Origin of the sequence: Streptomyces actinomycinicus, assembly GCF_016741775.1 — a bacterium.
Classification (GTDB): domain Bacteria; phylum Actinomycetota; class Actinomycetes; order Streptomycetales; family Streptomycetaceae; genus Streptomyces; species Streptomyces actinomycinicus.
Map to the genome: position 1 here is coordinate 38,803 of NZ_JAERRK010000023.1, position 21,855 is coordinate 60,657.

Sequence of the window (21,855 nt, forward strand, 5' to 3'; positions counted from 1 at the left end):
TGCCGCGGACGGGGCGCGTCGGCCGCGGCACCGACATCAGACCCTCCCTCCGGAGGATTCGGCTGCGGAGTCATACCTGAGAAGGAGTCCTCTCGGACAACGCCCTGAACGGACAGGCGGACGCGGGCCGGGCGGAGAGCGCAACACAATGTGGCAATGGAGACGGAAGACCGGCGCAGCTGGCATCAGCAGCTCATCGACGCGTTACGCCCGGAGGCAAGGGCCGCCCCGCTGTCCCGGCGAGCGGTGCGCACCGATGTGGCGCTGGCGGTCGCCCTGACCGTCATCGCCCTGTTCGTGGCGGTGCGCTATCCCGGCGACGGGCCGGTGAACATCGACCCGGGGGCCAATGGCGGGCCCGGGGTCTCGGCCCCGCCCCCGCCGCCCGTCCCTGGTCAGGCACCCGTGGAGGACGAGTCTCCCTCCGTGTCCTGGGTCCTGGTCGTCCTGTCGACGCTGCCGCTGGCAGCCCGGCGCCGGTATCCGCTGGCCCAGTTCGTGGCGGTACTGGGCGCGGCACTGGCCATCGGCAGCTCCGCCTCCTGGATCACCGTCCTGGCCTGTGTCATGGGCGCCTACAGCGCCGTCGTGTACAGCCGATACCGGATAGCGGCGATTGCCGTCCTGGTGATCGCCGCGGCGCTGTCCGGTGTCGCATTCCGCAACGCGGACCCTGTGCTCCCGGGATGGTCCAGCCCGGGATTCGTGCTGCTGGTGGCGGGGATGCTGGCCAGCCTCGTCCGCTACCTGCAACTGCGGCTGGCCTCCAGCCGGGACCGGGTCACACGACTGCAGGAGGCTCAGGAAGAGGCCACGCGCCGGGCCGTCGAGGAAGAGCGCGCCCGCATTGCCGCCGAACTGCACGACATCGTGACCCACAATGTGAGCGTGATGGTGATCCAGGCAGGCGCGGCCCGCAAAGTGATGGACGTGGTACCCGAGCAGTCGAAGGAGGCACTGCTGACCGTCGAGGCGAGCGGCCGGGCCGCCATGGCCGAACTGCGCCATGTGATGGGCCTGTTGGCCGCCCCCGACCACGAGAGGCCCGACGGCCTGGAGCCCCAGCCCGGGCTCGCTCAGCTCGACGCTCTGGTCGCACGCGTACGCGCCACTGGGACGCCCGTGACCATCGAGGTGTCGCTGCCGCCGGAACCACTGTCACCCGGGGTGGACCTCGCGGCGTATCGCGTCGTCCAGGAGGCGCTGACCAACACGATCAAACATGCGCGCGACGCGGAGGCGTCCGTCGCCATCCGTTACACCGACGACTGTCTGGAGATCGAGGTCACGGACACGGGCGGCGCCAAGGACTCCCCGCCGGTGGAGAGCAACGGCCGTGGCCACATGGGGCTGCGCGAGCGGTTGGCCGTCTACCAGGGCGAGCTGACGGCCGGGCCGACAAATGCCGGCGGATACCGGGTCACGGCCCGTATCCCGCGGAGCACCGTATGACGACGGACCAGCCACCGCTGCGCGCCGTCATCGCCGACGACCAAGCCCTCGTACGCACCGGTTTCAAAATGATCCTGGCCGCGGACGGCATCGAAGTGACGGCCGAGGCGGCCGACGGGGCCGAGGCCGTCGCAGCGGTCCGCCGCACACGGCCCGACGTCGTCCTCATGGACATCCGGATGCCGGAGATGGACGGCATCGAGGCCACCAGGCGCATCCTCGGCGACGCCGGCCCGGATGGAACGCGGGTCATCATCCTCACCACATACGATCTCGACCACTACGTCTACGCCGCGCTCACGGCCGGCGCCAGCGGCTTCCTGCTCAAGGACGTCACCCCCGAACACCTGGTCTCCGCCTTGCGCCTGGTGCGGTCCGGCGACGCTCTCCTCGCGCCCACGATCACTCGTCGGCTGATCGAGCGGTTCGCCCGTCGCGACGAACCGCAGACCATCGCCGCGCACCGCGATCTGTCCGACCTGACCCCGCGCGAGCTCGAAGTGCTCCGCCTGCTCGCGACGGGCCTCAGCAACGCCGAACTCGCCTCCCGGCTGTTCCTCAGCCCGACCACGGTCAAGAGCCACGTCGGCCGCATCCTGTCGAAGCTGGACCTGCGCGACCGGGTCCAGGCCGTCGTCTTCGCCTACGAAACGGGTCTGATCACCCCGGGCGGTGGCGCGTAGCTCAAGCGTATGTCCAGCATCCCGTGCGTCGCCGCAGACCAGAAGGCACGTGAAGGACGTGACCGGACGACAAGGGCCGGCATCGAAGTGGAGTGACCAGCACGCGCCGTTCGCAAACTCATCGCTGCTGCTCGGAACGGGTCTGGCTTTCCATCACGGTCTGCTGGAAGGCATGCTCTCCGCCCCGCTCGCCTGCTGCTTTCGTCTGCTTTCCCGCGAAGCAGTATCTCGACCGGGAGCTGGAAGGGTGCTTCCTGAAGATCAGGCACCGTGACGTGGCTCCGGAGGGTGGTTTGATTTGGCCCCGCTGGAACGGAGGTTGAGCTATCGCCTCGGGTCGATCAGGGCAGTTGACGCCTTCTCTGTAGGCGCAGGCTGCGTCTGCAGAGCGTGCTGATGGCGTTGTGCCCAGCGGACAGCGGGTGGTGCTGCCAAGCCCGTCAGCGCGAACATGGCTCCCGCTACATACCACCCAGGACGGCCCCAGGTGATGCAGAGTGCGATGAGCAGTCCTGGTCCGAGGGCTTCGGCGAGGCCGGCGCCGAGGCCGAACACGCCCAGGTACTGGCCGGTGGCCTGCTGTGGGGCGAGAGCGAAGGAGACCTCGAAGCCCGCGGCGGAGTGCCATAGTTCGCCGATCGTGTGGATCACCACCGCGGTGATGAGCAGGGTTGCGGCGGCCCAGGCCGGTATGCCTGCGGACAGTGAGATCAGTGAGCAGGCGATGAGGAAGGCCATGCCTGCCCGGCGGTAGGCGTGTGCGCCGGCGGCGGGTGAATCGACGTTGCGGCTGGCCCGGACCTGGAAGGCGACGACGATGAGGGTGCCGGTGAGCATGGTGGTCGAGATGAGCCAGTGCGGGGCGGTGGTGGCGCCGACGATCCAGAGCGGGATGGCCACGGTGAGTACCTTGAACTGGATGGCCATGATTCCGTCGAGGGCGGTCAGCACGAGGTAGGGACGGTCCCGCAGGGCGATCCAGCGGGGGCCGCCGGTGGTGGGGACGGGCGCGACGGGCGGCAGGAGCGCCAGGATCGCCGCGGAGACCGCGAAGGCGATCGCGTTGCCGATGACCATGAGCTGATAGGCGGTGAGCGTGCCCGCCTGGACGACCCAGCCTGCCAGCACGGCGCCGAGGGAGATGCCGACGTTGGTCACCGCGCGGAGGTATGCCCGGAACTCTTGCGGCCGGTCGCCTCCGTGGTGCCTGATGAGCGGGGAGCGGGCGGCGATTCCGGCCGCCTTCGCCGCGGCGGTGACGCAGACGGCGAGGACGAACGGCCAGAAGCTGTCGGCCAGGACGAAGCATGCCGTGGCCAGGGCCTGGACCACCAGGGTGGCCGCGTAGATGTCGCGCGCTCCGTGCCGGTCGGCTAGATGACCGACCGCAACGCCCAGCGCCAGCGCGAGAAGACCGGCGATGCCGAGCCCGAGCCCCACCTGGCCTGCCGGAAGGTGAACCGCCTCGGTGAAATACAGCACGCCGGCGGTGAGGTAGAGGCCGCTGCCGACGGTATAGATGAAGTTCGAGGCCGCGAGGACGCGCTGCGGTCCGGTGTTCGGCATCAAGCGGGGCATGACAGGGCTCCACGTCCTCGGCGGGCGGTAAGGGCCCGTCCAGCTTGTTGCATATTACTTGCAATAACAAGAGGATCGCGTCAGTAGGGTGACGCCGTCCGGCCTCCATGCACCGGCAACTCGACGAGCGCGGTCAGCCGGCGGCCGGCTCGCGGCCGAGACCAGCGTGCCAGCGGCACCCCAGTCCCGGCCGGGCCGGCAGGCCAGGGCCTTGGCCTCGGCGACCTGCACGGGGGAAGCGGGCGGGGCGCCCGCTGCACCGGCGGTCGGCCAGAGCCGGCAGGCCGCCCCGCCAAGTGCGCACGGAGTCCATGTGCACCCCGACAGCGATTCGCGCGTGGGACCTGCCCCGAGCCGCCGCGAGCAGGATCCGTGACCGGGCCCTGGCCTGGTGCGGAGTCTTGTGACCGTAGGCCGCCTTCTTCAGCCGTTGCCCGTCGGCGGCGGACAGGGCTATGGGGCGGGCGGCAGGAACAGGCAAGGCAGACAGGCCGATCAGCAGAAGTGGATCACAAGGCCGTGAGGCTCTTGCTCATGCCGTCTCGTGGTGGACGGAGTCCAGGGCGGCGAGTTCTTCCTCCGACAGGCGCAGGGAGCCGACGGCGACGTTCTGGGCGAGGTGGCCAGGGTCACCGGTGCCGGGGATGGCCAAGACGTGGGGACCCTGGTGCAGTGTCCACGCGAGCCGGATCTGCGCCGTGCTCACGCCATGGGCGCGGGCGATGGCGTGCACCTCCCGGCTGTGGTCGGTGGTCGCCCCGGCGGTGCGTCCGCTGCCGGCGATCGAGTAGAACGGCACGAACGCGACGCCTTGTTCACCGCAGAGGTCAAGAAACTCCTTCTGCTCGCGGGATGCGCCGATGCCGTACATGTTCTGGACGCAGACCACGGGCGCGATGGCCTGGGCCTCGGCGAGATGGTGGGGGCGGACGTTGGACAGGCCCAGGTGACGTATGAGTCCGGCCTCACGCAGTTCGGCGAGTGCGCCGAAGCGTTCGGCGATGGAATCGGTGCCGACGATGCGCAGGTTCACCACGTCGAGGTGGTCGCGCCCGAGCTGGCGCAGATTCTCCTCGACCTGGCCGCGCAACTGCCCGGGGGTGGCATGCGCCAGCCACTGGCCCGCGGGGTCACGGCCCGGTCCGACCTTGGTGGTGATGACGAGGTCGGCCGGGTAGGGGGCCAGCGCCTGGTTGATCAGCTCGTTGGCCGACCGCAGCGGCGAGAAGTAGAACGCGGCGGTGTCGATGTGGTTCACGCCGAGCTCGACTGCGCGGCGCAGCACACTGATCGCCTGGTCGCGGTCGCGTGGGACGGCATCGGGCGCGAACGCCTCGCCGTGCTGGGTGAGGCGCATCGCGCCGAAACCGATCCGGTTGACCGTGCGGTCGCCGAGCTTCCAGGTGCCCGATGCCGCCGCGGTGATCGTCTGTGAGGTCATGGCGGGATGATCCGCGCACGGTAGGCTGGCCCGCCATTGATTCACACATGTCTGAATCCATCGAGGGGTGGTTGTCCTGGCAGAACTGGCGTTCTCAGCGGGCGATCTGGCACAAGTGCGGTTCGCCGTCTCACCCATGTGGGAGGTCGCGCCCAGCTTCCGGCTGCTGAGGTCTGCCACCGCGCATCCGGTCCACCGCCCCTGGACCGACCAGGTACGCCCACGCATGATGGCCGCCGGGCTGGACCGGGGCTGGCTCTCTGAGCTGATCCCGCCCACCGGCTACGTGCCCGACTTCCTCAACCCGGCCCCCGCCGGACCAGCCCCCACCCCGGCGGCAGAGCGGGATGCGATCCTCCTCTCACCCGCCGATCGGGTGCGCCAGGACCTCGACCACCTGGCCCGCCACCAGGGAAACCTCGGACCCCGGCTGCGAGCCCTGCACAACCACCCGCAGGACCTCCTGGCCAAAGTGACAGAAGAAATCGAAACGTACTGGGAACTGGCACTCGCCCCCTACTGGGCACGCATCCAGGCAGTGTTGGACACAGACATCCTCTACCGCGCCCGCCTGGCCGCCGAGCACGGCACGGGCCACCTCCTCAACGACCTGCACCCGTCCCTCAACTGGGCCGACAACACGCTGCGGATAGCCCGCCGTAAGCAGCCGATGACCCGCACAACGGCAGGCACGGGACTACTCCTGATCCCCTCGGCCTTCACCGGACCGGGACTGCGCACCCGAACAACGCTGCCGGATCCACCCCAACTCGCCTACCCGGCACGCGGCGTCGGCTCCCTGTGGACGGCACGGCCCGCTACACGAGTCGACACCCTCTCCGCCGTACTGGGCCGCTCACGAACCCTGCTCCTGACCGAGTTGGAGATCCCCGCCTCCACCACACAACTGGCCCACCGCACCGGGCTCTCCCCCGCCGGGGTATCCCAATACCTCACCGCACTTCGCAAAGCAGGCCTGGTCAGCGCCCACCGCGCCGGCCGCTCCGTCCTCTACGCCCGCACCACCGCAGCCGAAACCCTCCTCCAAGCCGCCTCCACCTGACCTCACGTCAGCCCCGAAGGACTTCCGGCGCCGACCGCCATGGATCCGTGCCCGCGGTTGAGATCCCCGGTGAGTCGATCGTGCGGCACACCCCAGAGGACCGGGACGCCGCGCAGCCGACGGCTGGTGGGTCTCACCCTCGTCCGGCCAAGCTGCCAGCACGTCGATGGTGGCTCGTACGACCCGGCCCTGCTCGTCCTCGAAGACCTTGCGGTTCCGTGACGGACTCGGCGCCAGCGGCGCTCGCTCACTCGTAGTCCCCGACCGCGCCCGCGGAGCGCAGCGCCGCATTGCGTATGGCGTCGACGTGCCAGCGGACGAACCGGGAAGCGCTGTGGTCGGCATGCAGGGGGTCGTCAGCCCCCGTCGGACGCCGCCGTGCGCGAATACCTGTGGTCGGGCGCCCGCCAGTCCGGTGAGCAGGCCAGTCTCGGCAACGACCCGGCATCCGTAGGTGCCGCAGCAGTAGTGGGACGTCTGGCACACGTCCCCCGCCAAGAACTCGACGTGGTCGACCGCAGGGACGGTCACGTTGGTCCTCCGTTGCCCCGCACGCCGGCGCTCATCCGGGCGACAAGTGGGTCAAGCACAGCGTCGCCCAGCTCAACTCCATCGAGTCCACCCTCGACCTCATCAACAACACCTGACCTGTGGCGGGACCGCCCCGCGGGCGGCCCTGCCACACTCGTTCCAAGGCCGGCCGTCATGGGCTCTCGGCGCTGCCCCTCGGACACCACCAACGCCGAACGGGCTCTCCTCGGCGGGCTGCTGCCCACCCCGGCCGGCGAGACCAGCAAGGGCGGCCGGTCGGAGAAGCATCCCCGCCGCGAGGTCGTCGACGCGATCCGCTACGTCGTGGACACCGGATGCAAGTGGCGGGCCCTCCCTGGACTTCCAGCCCTTGCGCACGGTCTGGACGTTCATGGCCCGCTCGGGCCGCCGCCGGGATCATCGGCCTCTACGGCACCAGCCGCCGCGCGCTAACTAGGCTACTAGCAGAAGACGTTGGGTGTTCGCTGGTTGACGGGGCGGTCGATGAGGGGCAGGCGTTGCCAGGCGCGCGGATTCGGAGTGGCCACGGCGCTGATGCTGAGTGTGGCCGTCGTCGTCGCACTGGGGTCGATACCAGGGGCGGGCACAGGGGATGTCGATCCGGCCGGGCTGACGGTGGGCCTGATGTCCCTGGCCGCCGCATTGTGGTCGGGCTGGATGGCCCTGCAGGCGCTGCGCTGGCAGGAGACCGATCTCGCGGAGAACGCCGACCGACTGGCGGTGGAGGTGCTGAACGCGGAAAGCGCTTCGTGGCTGCAGTTGCTGGGCGCGCACGACCGGACCATCAACGTCCCCTTCGTCCACCACGCAGCCCCCGCGCACGAGGCGTCCGGTGCTGCCCCTCAGGGGACACTCAACGACATTGCAGACTACTACCGACGGCTGGAACCGGGCCGACTGGTTATCACGGGCGCCCCGGGCGCCGGTAAAACCGTTCTGGCCCTGCAGCTCATGCTCGTCCTCCATCAGCGCCGTTCGCCGGGCGATGCAGTCCCCGTACGGCTGTCGCTGTCGACCTTCGACACCGACCGTGCCCTGGAGGAGTGGATCGCCCGCCACTTGATGACCACGTACGGCGTGTCCGAGAAGGCGGCCCACGCCTTGGTGAAGGACCGGAGAGTGCTGCCGGTCCTCGACGGCTTGGACGAGATGGACACCACGCCCCAGCCCGGCTACACCTCCCGTGCGGCTCAGGCGCTGCGGGCCCTGAACGCCTACCAGCGGGGCACGGCCAAGGGCCAGTTGGTCCTGACCTGCCGCAGCAGAGCGTATGAAGCCCTTCTCGCGGTGCGCGAGTGGGCGCATGACGCAGCGTGTATCGAGCTCGTCCCGCTGGACGCCGCGACCGCGTGGGACTTCCTGACCGACCGCGTCGGCGATGCCGACCGCTGGCGGAACGTCCTGGACGCCCTGGCCTCCAGCCCGGCCAGCCCCCTGGCCACCGGCCTGTCCACGCCCTGGCGCCTGACCCTGGCCGCTACGGTCTATGAACAGCGAGCCCCCCGCAGTGGCATATACCCGCGCCACCCGGACGACCTACTCGCCCCAGCCCTGAATACACCCGAAGCGGTGGGCGAGCACCTCCTGCACTTGCTCATTCCCGCAGCCACCGAGGTCAGCGCAGCGCACCGCAACCATGCTCCCTACGACCCGGAGCGTGTCCGCGCCTGGCTGACGGTTCTGGCCCGCTACCTCGACCGGAACGTCATCCCCGGTCGGCCCCCCGGCGAGACGCCGCTGCCGAACACCGATATCGTGCTCGCCGAACTGTGGCCCTTGGCTGGCTACCGTCGGATACGCGCCGTCGTCACCGCCGTCGCCACGGCCATTGCCCTGGCCGTGACTGCGGTGGGGTGGTTCTGGAACCCAGATTTTCCGCCAGCCCTGGCGGTCTTGGTCGGATCGGTCATGCTCGGGCTGAGGGCTTGGGTGAGGCCGGACGGGGCGAAGAGATGGTCCCCGATGAGCAGCTCTCGCTTCAGTGGCGGCACTCACCGAATGACCAAGGGCGCTGCGGTCGACTTCGCTGTCGTGTTCGTAGGGGCCTTCTCGTTCGGGTTTGTGGTTCTCGGACTCTATGGATGGCTCATAGCCGGCCTCCACGCACAATTCGCAGCCGACTTCGAAATCAGGCTGGTGCACGGGCTCGGACTGGGGACCCTGTTCGGTCTCTACCTCGGGGCGATCAGCTTTCAGGAGGGCCACGGGCACGAACGCAAATTCACGGTCCCGGTCCTGGTTGGGCTCACTGTCGGGTCGCTCATCTTCTTGAGCGTGCTCGGCGGGGCGTTCGACTTCGACCACCTGCCCACGACGGGACTCATGGACGGGCTCACGCACGGGCTGGAGTCCGGACTCAAGATCGGGCTCTGGGCCGGACTCGGATGCGGAGCCGTACTGGCGTTCTACAGCGGTGAGGCCGGGTGGTGGTACCTCGCCCTGCTGTTGTCCACCCGGCGCGGCTCAGGACGATGGTTGCCTCTGCGGCTGGGCCGTTTCCTGGACTGGTGCACCCGAACCGGGCTGCTACGAAGGGCCGGGGTGGCTTACCAGTTCCGTCACCTCGAGCTGCAGGACTTCCTTGCCCGCAGGGACGACACCCTGCCCTAGCCTGGAGGCCACAGCGTCGGCCGTACTGCCGCGGCGCCGGCCACGATTCTGCCCCTGCGCCTCCTGCTCAATTACCTGACCCGCTCATCGGCCGCAGAGCTGGCCGGCCAGGGCATCCGCGTCAATGCGGTCGCTCCCGGACCCACGGAGACCCGATCCTCTCGGCCGGGCTGCCGCTCGCCAGGCCAGCCGCATCGAGGTCACGCTCGTCGAGCAGGCCCCGTTGATCACCGAAACCGGCTGGGCGATCAGCCTGAGCGGCCGGCATCTCGAAGCACTGCGGTAACTGGGAACCCGGGAGCCTGACCGCCGATCCCCCCGCCCGAACCATCGGGCAGCTTGGCCGCTCGCTCGAATCACGCCGCCTACTGTGCAGCCCATGCACGCAGGCGAAACAGGCGACTCGCAGCAAGTGCTGGCGCGGCCGGGGCTCCCAGCGCCGGGTGATGGACATGCTCGCTGAACGGATCGCGGGGAGCTATGGCTGAGAAGCTCTCGTGTATTTGAGGGTGAGGGACAGTCCCACCCATAGTACGAAAGAGATGACGACAAGGATCCATCCTGCGGAATTGCCCATGATTCCCAGCGCTACTCCGGCAATGACGAGGACCGCAAACGCGATAGAGGCCAACGTGTAATACATGCGGCTCCGCGCCCGCTGATTCGCCGATGGGCCAAGACCTGCCATGAATGAACCTCTTTCCCCGGGAAAGAGGTGGGCAGCGAAAACGCTGCCCACCTACACGTGCTTGCACTAACCACCGATCAGGTTCGAGACTCCCGTGCTGGCTCCCCAGGCGGCCGCATAGCACAGGGGCTGACCAGCCGCCTCGGACGCTCCCAGTGTGGGCACCGCTCCCGCTGCTGCCACGGCTTCACATCCGAAACCAACGGCCGCGCCGGCTGCGAATCCGGCCACGTCTCCCCACAGCGCCTTGGTGTCGCCCTGTGCGAGGTGGTAGCCGGCCTGCATGACGTCCCCTATGGGACCGAGCCAGTCCACGGCCGCAAGGCCGCTTGGGTCGATGCGGTTGACGGGGTCGCCCTCGGCGTACAAGTAGGGGTTCCGTTCCCGGCCGGAGGGGTCGGGCTGGGTGAAGCGGCCGATGTTGGCGTCGTAGTAGCGGGCCTTCAGGTGGTACAGGCCCGTGGGGTCCTGATAGTTGCCGGCGAACCGGTACGGCTGATCGACCGGTTCGGAGGACTGGGCCAGGATGCGGACACCTCGGGGGCTATAGGTGTAGGAGTCCACCTTGTTGCCGTCAACATCCGCGAGACCGACCACCGAGCCGAGCGCGTCGGTGAGGTAGTAGTACGTCTTGCCCCCGGTCGTCATGGAATTCAGAGTGCCCCCGGGTTCCCGGTTGAAGCCCATGTCGAGACCGGCCGTCGTCTTCGCAGACAAGCCGAGAGGACCGTTGTGGAAGTACGTATCGCCTAGCTTGATGCGTTCGCTCTGGTCGGTCGAGCCGTACTGCCCCGCGTAGGCTTTGCCTCCGGCGGTGATCGAGGTCAGCTGGGAGTGGTCGGTGTAGGTCTCGCCGGTACGTGCGTAGTCGTCGGTGGAGGCGCCGGCGGTCTCGTTGCCGATCCGGTCGTAGGACCAGGCGCCGCTGGTGCTGGACTTGGCCGTCAGCTCCTGGGCGTCGTTGTAGGTGTAGGTGGTCCCTCGCGGGCAGCCCGGGTCGGTGCCCTGGGAGGTGAGGTTGCCGGCCAGGTCGTAGCAGTACTGCCAGGAGTCGGTGATACTGCCCGCCTTCTCCTCCTTGGCGTAGGAGAAGCGGCCAGCCCCGTCGTAGGAGTACGTCCGCTTCGTTGCCCGGACGTTGTCCGTGGAGGTGCGGATCTTGCTGCCGTCAGTCGTGCCGTCGGGCCCGTAGTCGTAGGTGTAGCCGAGGTCGACCAGGGTGCCCTGGGCGGAGGTGACCTTGATGGACTTGGGGCGGCTCGAGTTGTCGACGCCGACCTTCTGGACCGTGCCGCCGGGATAGGTGGTCGTGGTGCGGACGTCGTTCTTGTTGTACTCGTACGTCGTCACGCGGCCCTGAGAGTCTTTGAGTTCCTTGAGTTTGTCGACCTCGTTCCACTGGTAGTCGACCTTGCCGGCCGGGTCCTGGTAGTAGTCGACGTTGCCGGCCGGGGTGTAGGCCAGCAGGGTCTGCGAACCGTCCTGGAGATGCCGGACCGTCTCGCGCTGGAGCGGATCGAAGTCGTACTTCACCGTCCCGGTGCCGTCCGAGCGCTGGACGAGGTTGCCGTCGCCGTCGTAGAAGTACTCGACCTTCACCGTGCTCGGCGAGGTGACGGTACGGATGCGGTCCAGGTTGTCGTAGGTGTAGGAGACGGTCACTCCGCGGGCGTCGGTGACGGACTTGGGGCGGCCGAGGTCGTCGTAGGTGTACGTCGTCCTGTCCAGCGGCGCCGGGGGCGTGACCTTGTCCAGATTGCCCTTGGTGTCGTAGTGGAAGTCGGTGGTGACCGTCTTCGAGGCGGTCATCTTCGTCTTCGCCTTGCAGCGCTGGCCCTCGAAGCCCCCGCAGGTGGGTGTGGCGGGGTTGTAGTCGTAGGAGACGTTCCCACCGCCGGTGCCCGTCTGTGCGACGGAGATGGTGTTGCCGGCCGTGTCGTACGTGAAGGCTGTCTTCTCGCCGTCGGCGTCGGTGGAGTCCGTCGGTACGTCGCCGCCGGCCACCGTCTGCCAGTGGTTCACGGTCTTCCCGCCGGTCGGCATGGTGACGGTTTCCAGGTTGTTGCGGTCGTTGAAGCCGTAGTCGGTGACGTTGCCCGGGGCGGTGCCCGAGCCCATCGCGTCGGTGGCGGTGTCGATGTTGTGGTTGGCGTCGAACTTCGTCGACCGGTGGTGCTGCAGGGCGTCGGTCACGTCGGTGACCTGGCCGTCACTGTCGTGCTCGTACTTGGTGGCGTGCAACTCCGGGTCCTTGGCCGTGGTGGTGCCGGCCGCGGTCGGGGAGGCGGCGCTGTAGGCGTAGGTCCAGGTGGGCCCGGTGTCGGCGGTGCCGTTGAAGTCGGTGGCGCGCAGCATCGAGGTGACGCGGTTGATGTCGTCGTAGGTGAAGACCGTCACGCGGCCCTCGGCGGTCATGATCCTTGTCACTCGGCCGGAGGTGTCGTAGCCGAAGGTGACCGTCTTGCCCTCGGTGTCGGTGGTGGTGGCCAGGTTGCCGTTCGAGTCCAGATCGTAGACGGCGGTGCGGCCGGTGTTGTCCTTGGCCTGCCACTGCGAGGGGTAGGTCTTGTACAGGTCGATCCAGCGGCCGGAGCGGGTCTCGGTGAGCTTGAAGCCCTTGTTCTCGCCGTTCTCGTCGTGCTGGGTGACGGTGATCGTGCCGTGGTTGCGGTCGGTGACCTTGGTCAGGCAGCCGTTGGCGTTGTAGGTCTCCTTCGACCCTGACTTCCACTTGGTCAGCGTGTAGGTGCCGTCGGCATTCTTCTTCAGGTCCTCGGAATAGCCCTTCGGGGTGGTGAAGGAGCCGTCGCTGTTCTTCTTGAAGCGGACCGTCGCACCCGAGGCGTCGTAGAAGATCACCTCGGTACTGGAGACGGACAGGTAGCGCTCGTACTGCTGCCACCAGCGTTGGGACACCCGGCCCCACGGGGCGTCCAGCGAGTTGTACGTCCGCGCCAGTCGCAGGCGCTGCCCGGCACCGGCGATGTCGAAGTCCGTCGCCGTCAGCATCAGGTTGCCGGTCGAGTAGTCGATCCTCGCCGTCAACGCGTCCGTGATCGCGAAGCTCGTGTAGCGGTGCCAGGGCACATCACCCTGCCCCTCGGGCACCAGGTTCAGCACCGACGCGCTCGCCGCGGTGCCGGCCGGCTTCGACTGCTTGCCGGCCGCGGCGGACGCGGCGTTCTTGGCGTGCGCCCGTTGCTCGCGCAGCCATGGCAGGTACACCTCGTCCGTCGGGTTCGTCGACGGCTGCGACTTCACCGGGCGGTTCGCGCCGGCCTTCACCGTAGGCATCGCGAAGCGCGGGCTGCCCTTGCCCCACGCGGATACCGGCTTCGGCGCCGCGAAAGCGGGCTGGGCTGCGGGCAGGGCCGCCGCTGTCAGAACCGCGGAGGCCAGAACAGCCAGCGCCGACAGGTGAATCGATCTCTTGCGGGCACGCCGAGAGGGCGTGCCGGAAACACGCGAGTGCATGAGTGAATCCCCCATGAGACAACAAGAAGCCCGGCTACCGCGTTGGTCACCGAGCCCACACAACCTGTCACACAGTTCGCACAAAATTGCGGACGTGCCCTCGAAGTCGCACCTCATGCGGGCCGGAATAGGCCCGTCCACATGAAGTGGACATAGCGGATATTCAGCCCACTAGTCAGCCGTAACGGCCGCCCACTTTGCGGATATTGGAACGCCTTGACGACGCAACTGGCTGGAAACAGCCACTCGCCAGCAGGCCGTCCATCCGCGGTCGACGCTCCCGACGCCGGCGCGGCGGCATCGGTGAGTGAACAGGTCGGCCAGAGCGTCCAGGTGGTGGCGGCGGAAGCGGGCGGTCGAGCGGAAGCCCGGTTCCTGATTGGCTGTCAGGAACCCGAACACGACATCGTCACGCACTTGCGCTCGATCGCCCGGGAGGAGCGGACGCCTGTGGTGTAGCCGTAGGCCGGCGGCAGCGCCACCAGCCGGGGGGCGTAGGGCGGTTAGCCGCGCTTCTTGGTGTAGCTCGGGAGAACCGGCCTCAGGTCCGGCGTCGCGTCGGCCAGGTCGGCGCGCACCAGGCGCAGCCGCGAGCGCGGCCCGACCACGGCGGACGTCGCCGCCACGGAGGAGGGCCCCGGGCACACCATGCTGACTTTTTGCTGACCTGAGGGAGCCTCCATCACGCCCTGGAGGGCGTGCGCACCAATATCGCCGTGGCGCTGCGCTACTTCGCCGCCTGGCTGCGCGGGCAGGGCGCCGTCGCCCTGTACGGACTCATGGAGGACGCAGCCACCGCCGAGATCGCCCGCGTGCAGATCTGGCAAATTCGGCCGACACACCCAGTAACGCGCCCCGGCCGCCGAGGCGGTTCGCGGACGTCCGGCACACGGTGCAGCATTCCGGTGTGTGCCCGGACTGAGGCCCACAACGAGTGACGACCCGGTGAGGCCGAACGCGAGCATTGCCTGACCTACCGGCGTTCACGGTTCCAGATGACGACGAAACCGGTGGCTATGAGCGTGGTCCCTCGCGAGCAGCCCCTCTCACATGGCATCTGAGAGCGCAGCAAAGTCGTAATGGGATTCATTTTCATGTAGCGTGGAAGTCTCATCGCCCCAGGAGGATTCCCATGGCCGTACCCAAGCGGAAGATGTCCCGCAGCAACACCCGCCACCGCCGCGCCCAGTGGAAGGCGACCACACCCACGCTCGTGCCGATCACTGTCGACGGCGTCTCGCACCTGGTGCCGCAGCGGCTGGTGAAGGCGTACGAGCGCGGACTGCTGCGCCCCAAGGACTGACCGCTCATGCCTTTCGACCGACTGCCCGTCACCGTCCTGTCCGGATTCCTCGGCGCGGGCAAGACCACGCTCCTCAACCACGTCCTCGGCAACCGCGAGGGACTGCGCGTCGCGGTCATCGTGAACGACATGAGCGAGGTCAACATCGACGCCGCCCTGGTACGCGGCGGCCAGGCGGCCCTGTCGCGCACCGAGGAACGCCTGGTCGAGATGACCAACGGCTGCATCTGCTGCACCCTGCGCGACGACCTGCTGGAGGAAGTCGACCGGCTGGCCCGCGAGGGCCGGTTCGACTACCTGCTCATCGAGTCGTCCGGCATCTCCGAACCCATGCCGGTGGCCGCCACGTTCGCCTTCGCCCGCGACGACGGGGCGACGCTGGGCGATCTGGCCCGGCTGGACACCATGGTCACGGTCGTCGACGCGGCGAACTTCCTGACCGAGCTGGCGAGCGGAGACGAGCTGGCCGAGCGTGGCCTCGACCAGTACGAGGACGACGAACGCACCGTCAGCGACCTGCTGATGGACCAGATCGAGTTCGCCGACGTGATCGTGCTCAACAAGCTCGACCTCGTCGACGCCGAGGCAGCCGACCGGCTGCGGGCGACCCTTGCCCGCCTCAACCCGGCCGCGCGGATCGTCTCCGCCGTCCACGGCCGCGTCCAGCTCGGTGAAGTCCTCGGCACCCGGCTGTTCGACCTGGAGCGGGCCCAACAGGCCCCGGGCTGGGTCATGGAGCTCAATGGCGATCATGTGCCCGAGACAGAGGAGTACGGCATCTCCTCGACTGTCTTCCGCGCCGAAGCGCCCTTCCATCCCGGGCGGCTGTGGGCGTTCGTGACAGAGCAACTGGACAGCGGGGTCTACGGACAGATTCTGCGCTCCAAGGGCTTCTTCACCCTGGCCAGCCGCCCGCACGTGACGGGTCTGTGGTCACAGGCCGGGTCCGTGGCCCGCTTCGAACCGTCCGCCGCCCGCGACGAGGAGAGCCCCGACGGTCAGGAACTGGTCTTCATCGGAACTCACCTGCGCGCGGACGCCTTGCAATCGGCTCTGACCGACTGCCTCATGGCGGACGGCGAGGCCCGGCCCGCAGCCGACCCGTTCCCCGCCTGGGACACCTACGGCTTCGGCGACACCTGCGAACACGAGCAGCCCGCGCTCGTAGCGGGGCCCTGAGGACCCCGGGCCGGGTGGTGGTCGCAGCCACGGCACCACCCGGCCCGGCACGGACCTCGCTCCGGGAGGCCGGCGACAGCACGGGGACACCTGCGCACGGTCCAGGCAATCCTGTTCGCCCCGCGGCAGCGTGCGCGCGGTGGAGAAGCGCAGGAAGCGGGCTGCGCTGCGCGAGCCTCGGTCCGGCCGAGCAGATCGTCGCGGTAATCGACAGCAGCTTCGCTCGTTACGACCCGCCGCCCCGGCCTCACGAGAGCGGCTCCACACACCGCCCCTCCGACCGTTGGATGACGGGCGATCCGCGGCGAGGCGTGGACCGACCTGGTGGCCTACCAGCCCGACGGCCCGTACTTCCTCGTCGCACAACCCATGCTGCCCTCCTTGCGCCTCCGACGGATGCCCGTCACGTCGTAGAGCGCCTCGCCCACAGCTTCCCCGGCTCTCGTACGGCCCTGTCATCTGCCGCTCGTTCCGCGCCGACGGGGGTCGGCATCAGGGCGTGCCCGTTGAGTTGGCGAAAGAGTTCCACTCCCCCGGTCCCATACGCAGGGCTTGCCGGCCGTGGCACGATCGGGGCGTCCGCCACCTCCGCCTGGCGGGCGGCGGCCTCAGCGGCAGTCACGGACTCGCCCTGGTCGCCCCCGCTCCACAGCCGTTCCGTCCCGTGGACGCAGCCGATGTCCGCCATGAACGACTCCGTGTCGATGCCGACCACGACAGGGGCAGGGTCGTAGTACTCCCCCAGCGATCCGCTGCTCATCCGCGGACGCCACAGTTCCACCAGGAGCGCGAGGACGTCGACGCTGTCCGGCAGCGCGAGGACGACGTGTGCCGGGCCCGACGTACGGCGCAGGGACAGCAGGTCCTGGCGCAGGATGACGACCGGATCTCCGGTCGCACCCTGCAACGCCCTGCGAGGAAGCGGCGTCGCGGTGTCGGAGCGGCAGCGCTGGACGATGGGGTATCCCGTGTCCTGGGTGTGGATGGACACCGCGAGGACCGTGGCATCTGGAGCAAGCCCCAGCAGCTGGTCGACCAGGGCGCCACGAACGCCGGGGGTGTTGCCCGTCGCCACGCTCAACAGACCCTTGCTCACGCCTTCCACCCTCAGTTGAGGTGCGCGACATGCTGCGGGGCGGCCGCCGACCGCAATCTGTCGGGCAGTGTGCCGTCGTCGGGCGTTCCGGCCCGCAGCCACGCTCCGACCGCTTCAGCGTCGGCCACAGCGACAAGCGGCCCTAGACGCACGGCGGTTCCGGTGGCGCTACGGTTCGCCGTGCACGGCTGTACGGCGGCGCGCAGCCCGCGTCGGCCCGCGTGCGCCGTGCAGCCCGCGTCGGCTCGCGCAGTCGAGGACCTTTCGCAGGCATCCTGTGGACATCAGGACCCCGTGCGGGCTGTCACGGACCACCCGGCGCAGCTCGTGCATCACCTGATCGGTGCCGGCCTCACACCGGGCGCAGACGACAAGGGTGAAGGGATGGCCCCGACGGTTGCGTAAGGCGCCACTCATGCGTGCACTCCTGCCAGATTTCACGGTGGACGGCCTCCACTTCGGCCCCGCCTCTCGCATGAACACAGACGGCGACCACGAGCACGAGGGACTCCCGGGGCGTGGTCGTGCCGCCTTGGGCTCGGGGCACGGCTCACCGTGAGCCGTGCCCCCTGGCGCCCCTCCGTCAGGGCGGAGGAGCCGGCGTCACCAGGACGACTTCGTGACACCGGGCAGCAGACCGGCGTGCGCCTGCTCCCTCATGCGGACCCGGGAGAGCCCGAACTTGCGCAGATGGCCTCGGGGGCGGCCGTCGACGCTGTCGCGGTTGCGCACACGGGTGGCGCTGGCGTCACGGGGCTGGCGACGCAGTTCGGCGATCGCCGCGGCGCGCTCGCCGTCCGTCGAGGACGGACGCCGGATGATCTCCTTCAGCTCGGCGCGCCGGGCGGCGTACCGCTCGACGACGGTCTTGCGCTTCTCGTTCTTCGCGATCTTGCTCCGCTTGGCCATCAGACCTTCCCTCCCCGGGCGCGGATGCGCGCGACAGCCGCCTCCACGCCGATGACGTCGACGACCTTGATGCCGCGGGCGCTGAGGGTCAGGCACACATGGCGGGACTCGCTGGGCAGCCAGTACCGCTTCGGCTGGATGTTCGGGTTGAAGCGGCGGGAGGTGCGCCGGTGCGAGTGGGAGATGTTGTTGCCGAATCCCGGCTGGGCGCCGGTCAGTTGACAGTGGGCGGACACAGGATGACCTGCCTCTCACTGGTAGGGCCGGTTGTCGATAATGACAATCGTTCCCATATAGTAGCGCCCATGGCTCGCAACGAACTCCGTCCGGTCATCAAGCTCCGCTCCACCGCGGGGACCGGCTACACGTACGTGACCCGCAAGAACCGCCGTAACGACCCCGACCGCATGGTCCTGCGCAAGTACGACCCGGTCGCCGGCCGGCACGTCGACTTCCGCGAAGAACGCTGACCCGACCACCTACCGCCCGAAGGAGCACGCCATGAAGCCCGGCATCCACCCCGCCTACGGTCCTGTCGTCTTCCGCGACAAAGCCGCCGACTTCGCCTTCTTGACCCGCTCGACCCTCACCAGCGACAAGCACATCGAGTGGGAGGACGGCAACACCTATCCCGTCGTGGACGTCGAGATCTCCTCGGCGAGCCACCCCTTCTACACCGGCACCGCCCGTGTCCTCGACACCGCGGGCCGTGTGGAGCGCTTCGAGCGCCGCTACGGCCGATCCGGAGGCCGCTGATGCGCCAGGAAGGCCGACTGCCGGTCGTCATCGTCGGCGGCCTGCACGCCGACGCCCGCACACACGTCGTCGACCGTCTGCTGAAGGCGGTGCCGGGGAGCATAGCCCTGCACCACGACCTGGCCACCGCGGGCGAGGGAATCGTGCGGCGTCTCCTTCGCGACGCGTCAGGCGTGCTGGCGTCGGGTGAAGCGCCGCTGGTCAACGACTGCGCGTGCTGCGCGCTGCGCGAGGACCTCGTCCCGGAGCTGGAGCGGCTGGCCGGCCAAGGCATGACGCGACTGGCGATCGTCGAATTGTGGGACTCGGTCGAGCCCAAGGCCATGGCGGAGGTCGTCGCCGCCCACAGCGGCGAGGATCTGACGCTCACCAACGTGATCACCGCGGTGGACCCAGCCCTCGTCCTGCCCTACCTCTCCAACGGGGACGACCTGGCCGAGGCGGGCCTCGCGGCGGCGGCCACGGACCAGCGCACCGTCGGCGACACCTGGGCCCGGCAACTGGAGTACGCCCCCGTCCTCGCCCTCGTGGACAGCGAGGGCGCCGATGAACAGGACCACGCCCTGCTGACCCAGCTGCACCCCACCGCCCGCCAGGTCGACGCGGCCTCGGGTGAGCTGGCGCACCTGGCCTTCGCCGGATTCGACGTGGAGGCAGCGGCCACGGCCCAGCACCCGGCCTGCGCACTCCTGCCGCAGGAAGCCGACGAAGCAGGCGTCACGACGCTGGTCTGGCACGGCACCCGCCCCTTCCACCCCGAACGCCTCTACCAGGCGCTGGAAGACCTCTGCTGCGCGGCCGCACGCAGCAGGGGCCGGTTCTGGCTCGCCGACCGACCCGACACCCTGCTCGCCTGGGACGCGGCCGGCGGGGCCCTGTGCGTCGAGAGCGCGGGCCCGTGGCTCGCCTCCCTGCCGGACGCGGCCTGGGAACTCGTCCCCCCGGTACGGCGAGCGGCCGCCGCCCTGGACTGGCATCCGGAGCACGGCGACCGCTGCCAGCACCTCGTCTTCACCTCACCCGGACTCGACCGCCCCGGCATCGAACAGCTCCTCGACTCCTGCCTGCTCACCGACGCCGAGTACGCGGCCGGACCCGAGGGGTGGCGACATCTGCCGGCCGCGTTCGACTCCCTGCTCGACGCCGCGTGACCCGACGACCCGCACAACAGCCCCCGTCACCATCGACCCGAGGAATCCGCATGACCCGACGCCTCAACACCCGCAAGCCGGTGAAGCCCCGCACCAACCCGCTCGTCGCGGCCGGCATCACCTACATCGACTACAAGGACACCGACTTGCTGCGCAGGTTCATCTCCGACCGCGGCAAGATCCGCAGCCGACGCGTCACCCATGTCACCGCCCAGCAGCAGCGCCAGCTCGCCGCGGCCATCAAGAACGCCCGAGAGATGGCCCTTCTGCCCTACGCCGGCAGGCGCGACTGACCACTTCCGAGCGTGCCGCACCGGCGCCCCTCGACCACACGGGAACAGTGGTTCCCGACCGGAGCGATGGCTACTGTTCACCGCCACGGATGAGGGGCACCGGCAGGCGCCGTCGGCCGGCGCCTGAGAACCCCTGTGGGAAACGCTGGACCTGGAGGCTCGACGTCGTCATGACAGCGCAGGAGGCGGCAAGTGCACCAAGGCTCATCCAGTTCACCTGTCCGGACGAGGTCACTTCCGACCTCAGGCGGGACCTGGTCGACTGCTGGGTGGCGGTGAGCAACGCCGGCGGGGCGGTCATCCCGTACGGTTTCCCGCCGCCACCGGTGACCGAGCGGGAGGTCGGGCCGGTGCTGGACCAGATCGCTGACGGACTCGATCCGCGGCGATGCAGGATGCTCGTGGCCACCGTCGAAGGTGAACTGGCCGGCTGGCTGATCCTTCGCCGGGATCCGCACCCCGTCGTCGCGCACTGCGGTGTGGTCAACCACGTCCAGACACACCTCAGGTTCCGGCGGCTGGGTATCGGCGCCGCGCTGATGCACCGCGTACGCGATGTCGCCCGCGACGAGATGGGCCTGGCACGGCTGGGGCTCGGTGCGAGGGCGGGCCTGGGGCTGGAGGAGTTCTACCGCAGGCTGGGCTGGGTCGAGGTCGGCCGGTGGCCGGGAGCGCTGCGGGTGGCCCCCGGCGACGACCGGGACGAGATCCTGATGAGCCTCGCCCTCTGACAGGTGCCTCGGACGGGCGGGCTCCGGGCGTCACCCAGGCCGGTGCGTCGAACCGCCCGCGCGACAGCGGGCGGAGGCGGGTGGGCGATTCAGTCCTTGACCGCCACGAGAACGTGGCTTTCGCCGAACTGCCAGACCGACGTGACATGGTGGAAGCCCGCCTGACGCAGTAGGCCGGCGTGGCGGGCCGTGCTCAGGTCGTCGCCTGCGCTTCCGCCACCGCGCACGGACAGGCGCTGCGCGCGCTCGGTGAACAGGTCGGCGAGTTCGGGGTCCTGAGCCGCCGTGCTCCACCAGGACTGCCAGTCCTCGTGGGCGTGGCTCCCGGCCCGCTCGGCCCGGCGGCGGCCTACGTGGGCGGTGAGTTCCGAACAGCGTGTGGCGTCCTGGGGAAAGTGGTCGCCGTTGACCAGGACGCCGCCCGATCGGAGAAGTGCCGCCAGGCGTCGATAGGTGTCCAGGAGCGTCGGCTCCGGGAGGTAGTGGAGGGCCGTCGTGGAGACGGCCGCGTCCAGGGGGCGATCCAGTTCGAGGGCCTCGGTCCAGCCGTTGTCACCGATCACGGCGTCCACGTAACGGGCAGCGCCGGAGTGGTGGGTTCGGCCGAGTTCGAGGAGGAGCGGGTCCATGTCGACGGCGACGATCTCCGCGTCAGGCACACGCGCGGCGAGCCTGGCCGCCAGGGAACCGGGACCACAGCCCAGGTCCAGGAGCAAAGGCCTGGGGCGGCCGGCCGTGACGTGTTCGACCACATCGGCGATCACGGTGAACCGCTCCTCACGATCGACGGCATAGCGCTGCTGTTGGAGTTCCCAGCGCTCCACCCACTCCTTGGCCGTCGCCATGCTCACGCCCATCTGGTCGCGCCACCTCTTCCGTCTCACCTCTGTCGCGGA

At 69.1% G+C, this 21,855-nt stretch carries 20 protein-coding genes and 3 pseudogenes; 15 read left to right on the forward strand and 8 right to left on the reverse strand.

From position 1 onward, the window contains the following. Window positions 1-156 precede the first annotated feature (156 nt). Both JK359_RS31840 and JK359_RS31845 read left to right on the forward strand, forming a co-directional pair. Window positions 157-1,452, forward strand: a complete 1,296-nt coding sequence (locus tag JK359_RS31840) for a sensor histidine kinase (RefSeq protein ID WP_201842998.1) — start codon at window positions 157-159, stop codon at window positions 1,450-1,452. Next, entirely contained in the window at window positions 1,449-2,135 is a 687-nt protein-coding gene (locus tag JK359_RS31845) for a response regulator (protein ID WP_201843000.1), read from the forward strand. Before JK359_RS31840 ends, JK359_RS31845 begins: the two co-directional genes overlap by 4 nt. A gap of 324 nt (window positions 2,136-2,459) precedes the next feature. Here JK359_RS31845 and JK359_RS31850 read toward each other — a convergent pair whose 3' ends face one another. Together JK359_RS31850 and JK359_RS31855 are read right to left on the reverse strand one after the other, a co-directional pair. Beyond that, on the reverse strand, window positions 2,460-3,713 hold the full coding sequence (locus JK359_RS31850) for an MFS transporter (protein WP_201843002.1): 1,254 nt from the start codon (window positions 3,711-3,713) through the stop codon (window positions 2,460-2,462). Window positions 3,714-4,245: 532 nt separating this feature from the next. After that, window positions 4,246-5,154 carry an oxidoreductase gene (locus JK359_RS31855; RefSeq protein ID WP_201843004.1) on the reverse strand — a complete coding sequence of 303 codons (909 nt, stop codon included), beginning with the start codon at window positions 5,152-5,154 and terminating at the stop codon, window positions 4,246-4,248. Between the two features lie 67 nt (window positions 5,155-5,221). On the opposite strand from JK359_RS31855, the gene JK359_RS31860 reads away from it, so the two are divergent. The 5 genes and pseudogenes from JK359_RS31860 (at window position 5,222) to JK359_RS31875 (ending at window position 9,685) form a co-directional block, all read left to right on the forward strand. Further along, window positions 5,222-6,217, forward strand: coding sequence for an ArsR/SmtB family transcription factor (locus tag JK359_RS31860; protein ID WP_307788346.1), 996 nt, complete (start codon window positions 5,222-5,224; stop codon window positions 6,215-6,217). 539 nt (window positions 6,218-6,756) lie between these two features. Then, window positions 6,757-6,864 (forward strand): annotated as a pseudogene (locus JK359_RS39440) (RacP protein); the annotation flags it as partial. Between the two features lie 58 nt (window positions 6,865-6,922). Continuing rightward, window positions 6,923-7,201, forward strand: coding sequence for a transposase (locus JK359_RS31865; protein WP_372445510.1), 279 nt, complete (start codon window positions 6,923-6,925; stop codon window positions 7,199-7,201). Window positions 7,202-7,288: 87 nt separating this feature from the next. After that, a complete protein-coding gene (locus JK359_RS31870) occupies window positions 7,289-9,379 on the forward strand; it encodes an NACHT domain-containing protein (RefSeq protein ID WP_307788348.1) in 2,091 nt (696 codons plus the stop codon). Window positions 9,380-9,454: 75 nt separating this feature from the next. Then, a complete protein-coding gene (locus JK359_RS31875) occupies window positions 9,455-9,685 on the forward strand; it encodes an SDR family oxidoreductase (RefSeq protein WP_372445511.1) in 231 nt (76 codons plus the stop codon). Between the two features lie 448 nt (window positions 9,686-10,133). Here the strand turns inward: JK359_RS31875 and JK359_RS31880 are convergent, their stop codons facing one another. After that, window positions 10,134-13,361 (reverse strand): RHS repeat-associated core domain-containing protein, encoded by a 3,228-nt coding sequence (locus tag JK359_RS31880; RefSeq protein WP_307788350.1) that lies wholly within the window; start codon window positions 13,359-13,361, stop codon window positions 10,134-10,136. Window positions 13,362-13,796: 435 nt separating this feature from the next. After that, window positions 13,797-14,140, reverse strand: a pseudogene (locus tag JK359_RS31885) (transposase); the annotation flags it as partial. A 93-nt stretch (window positions 14,141-14,233) separates the two neighbouring features. Here JK359_RS31885 and JK359_RS31890 point away from each other — a divergent pair. The 3 genes and pseudogenes from JK359_RS31890 to JK359_RS31900 form a co-directional block, all read left to right on the forward strand. Beyond that, a pseudogene (locus tag JK359_RS31890) lies at window positions 14,234-14,368 on the forward strand (hypothetical protein); the annotation flags it as partial. A 305-nt stretch (window positions 14,369-14,673) separates the two neighbouring features. Then, the gene (rpmF, locus tag JK359_RS31895) at window positions 14,674-14,844 is read left to right on the forward strand and encodes a 50S ribosomal protein L32 (RefSeq protein WP_201843008.1); all 171 of its coding nucleotides are present in this window, start codon (window positions 14,674-14,676) and stop codon (window positions 14,842-14,844) included. Between the two features lie 6 nt (window positions 14,845-14,850). Continuing rightward, window positions 14,851-16,023 (forward strand): GTP-binding protein, encoded by a 1,173-nt coding sequence (locus tag JK359_RS31900; RefSeq protein WP_201843010.1) that lies wholly within the window; start codon window positions 14,851-14,853, stop codon window positions 16,021-16,023. A gap of 403 nt (window positions 16,024-16,426) precedes the next feature. Here the strand turns inward: JK359_RS31900 and JK359_RS31905 are convergent, their stop codons facing one another. The 3 genes from JK359_RS31905 to rpmB all read right to left on the reverse strand — a co-directional run bounded on the left by JK359_RS31905 (window position 16,427) and on the right by rpmB (window position 18,264). Continuing rightward, window positions 16,427-17,119 (reverse strand): hypothetical protein, encoded by a 693-nt coding sequence (locus tag JK359_RS31905; RefSeq protein WP_201843012.1) that lies wholly within the window; start codon window positions 17,117-17,119, stop codon window positions 16,427-16,429. Between the two features lie 603 nt (window positions 17,120-17,722). Further along, a complete protein-coding gene (gene rpsN, locus JK359_RS31910) occupies window positions 17,723-18,028 on the reverse strand; it encodes a 30S ribosomal protein S14 (protein WP_201843019.1) in 306 nt (101 codons plus the stop codon). Next, window positions 18,028-18,264 carry a 50S ribosomal protein L28 gene (rpmB, locus tag JK359_RS31915; RefSeq protein ID WP_201843021.1) on the reverse strand — a complete coding sequence of 79 codons (237 nt, stop codon included), beginning with the start codon at window positions 18,262-18,264 and terminating at the stop codon, window positions 18,028-18,030. Before rpmB ends, rpsN begins: the two co-directional genes overlap by 1 nt. A 69-nt stretch (window positions 18,265-18,333) precedes the next feature. On the opposite strand from rpmB, the gene rpmG reads away from it, so the two are divergent. The 5 genes from rpmG (at window position 18,334) to JK359_RS31940 (ending at window position 20,959) form a co-directional block, all read left to right on the forward strand. Beyond that, the gene (gene rpmG, locus JK359_RS31920) at window positions 18,334-18,498 is read left to right on the forward strand and encodes a 50S ribosomal protein L33 (RefSeq protein WP_201843023.1); all 165 of its coding nucleotides are present in this window, start codon (window positions 18,334-18,336) and stop codon (window positions 18,496-18,498) included. A gap of 31 nt (window positions 18,499-18,529) precedes the next feature. Then, window positions 18,530-18,784 (forward strand): type B 50S ribosomal protein L31, encoded by a 255-nt coding sequence (locus JK359_RS31925; RefSeq protein ID WP_201843026.1) that lies wholly within the window; start codon window positions 18,530-18,532, stop codon window positions 18,782-18,784. Continuing rightward, complete coding sequence (locus JK359_RS31930) at window positions 18,784-19,935, forward strand: CobW family GTP-binding protein (protein WP_201843033.1); 1,152 nt, start codon at window positions 18,784-18,786, stop codon at window positions 19,933-19,935. Before JK359_RS31925 ends, JK359_RS31930 begins: the two co-directional genes overlap by 1 nt. Window positions 19,936-19,985: 50 nt before the next feature. After that, window positions 19,986-20,228 (forward strand): 30S ribosomal protein S18, encoded by a 243-nt coding sequence (gene rpsR / locus JK359_RS31935; RefSeq protein WP_201843045.1) that lies wholly within the window; start codon window positions 19,986-19,988, stop codon window positions 20,226-20,228. 170 nt (window positions 20,229-20,398) lie between these two features. After that, the gene (locus JK359_RS31940; RefSeq protein WP_201843047.1) at window positions 20,399-20,959 is read left to right on the forward strand and encodes a GNAT family N-acetyltransferase; all 561 of its coding nucleotides are present in this window, start codon (window positions 20,399-20,401) and stop codon (window positions 20,957-20,959) included. An 89-nt stretch (window positions 20,960-21,048) separates the two neighbouring features. On the opposite strand, the gene JK359_RS31945 is transcribed toward JK359_RS31940, so the two are convergent. Continuing rightward, window positions 21,049-21,816 (reverse strand): class I SAM-dependent methyltransferase, encoded by a 768-nt coding sequence (locus JK359_RS31945; RefSeq protein ID WP_201843049.1) that lies wholly within the window; start codon window positions 21,814-21,816, stop codon window positions 21,049-21,051. Between the last annotated feature and the right edge of the window lie 39 nt (window positions 21,817-21,855).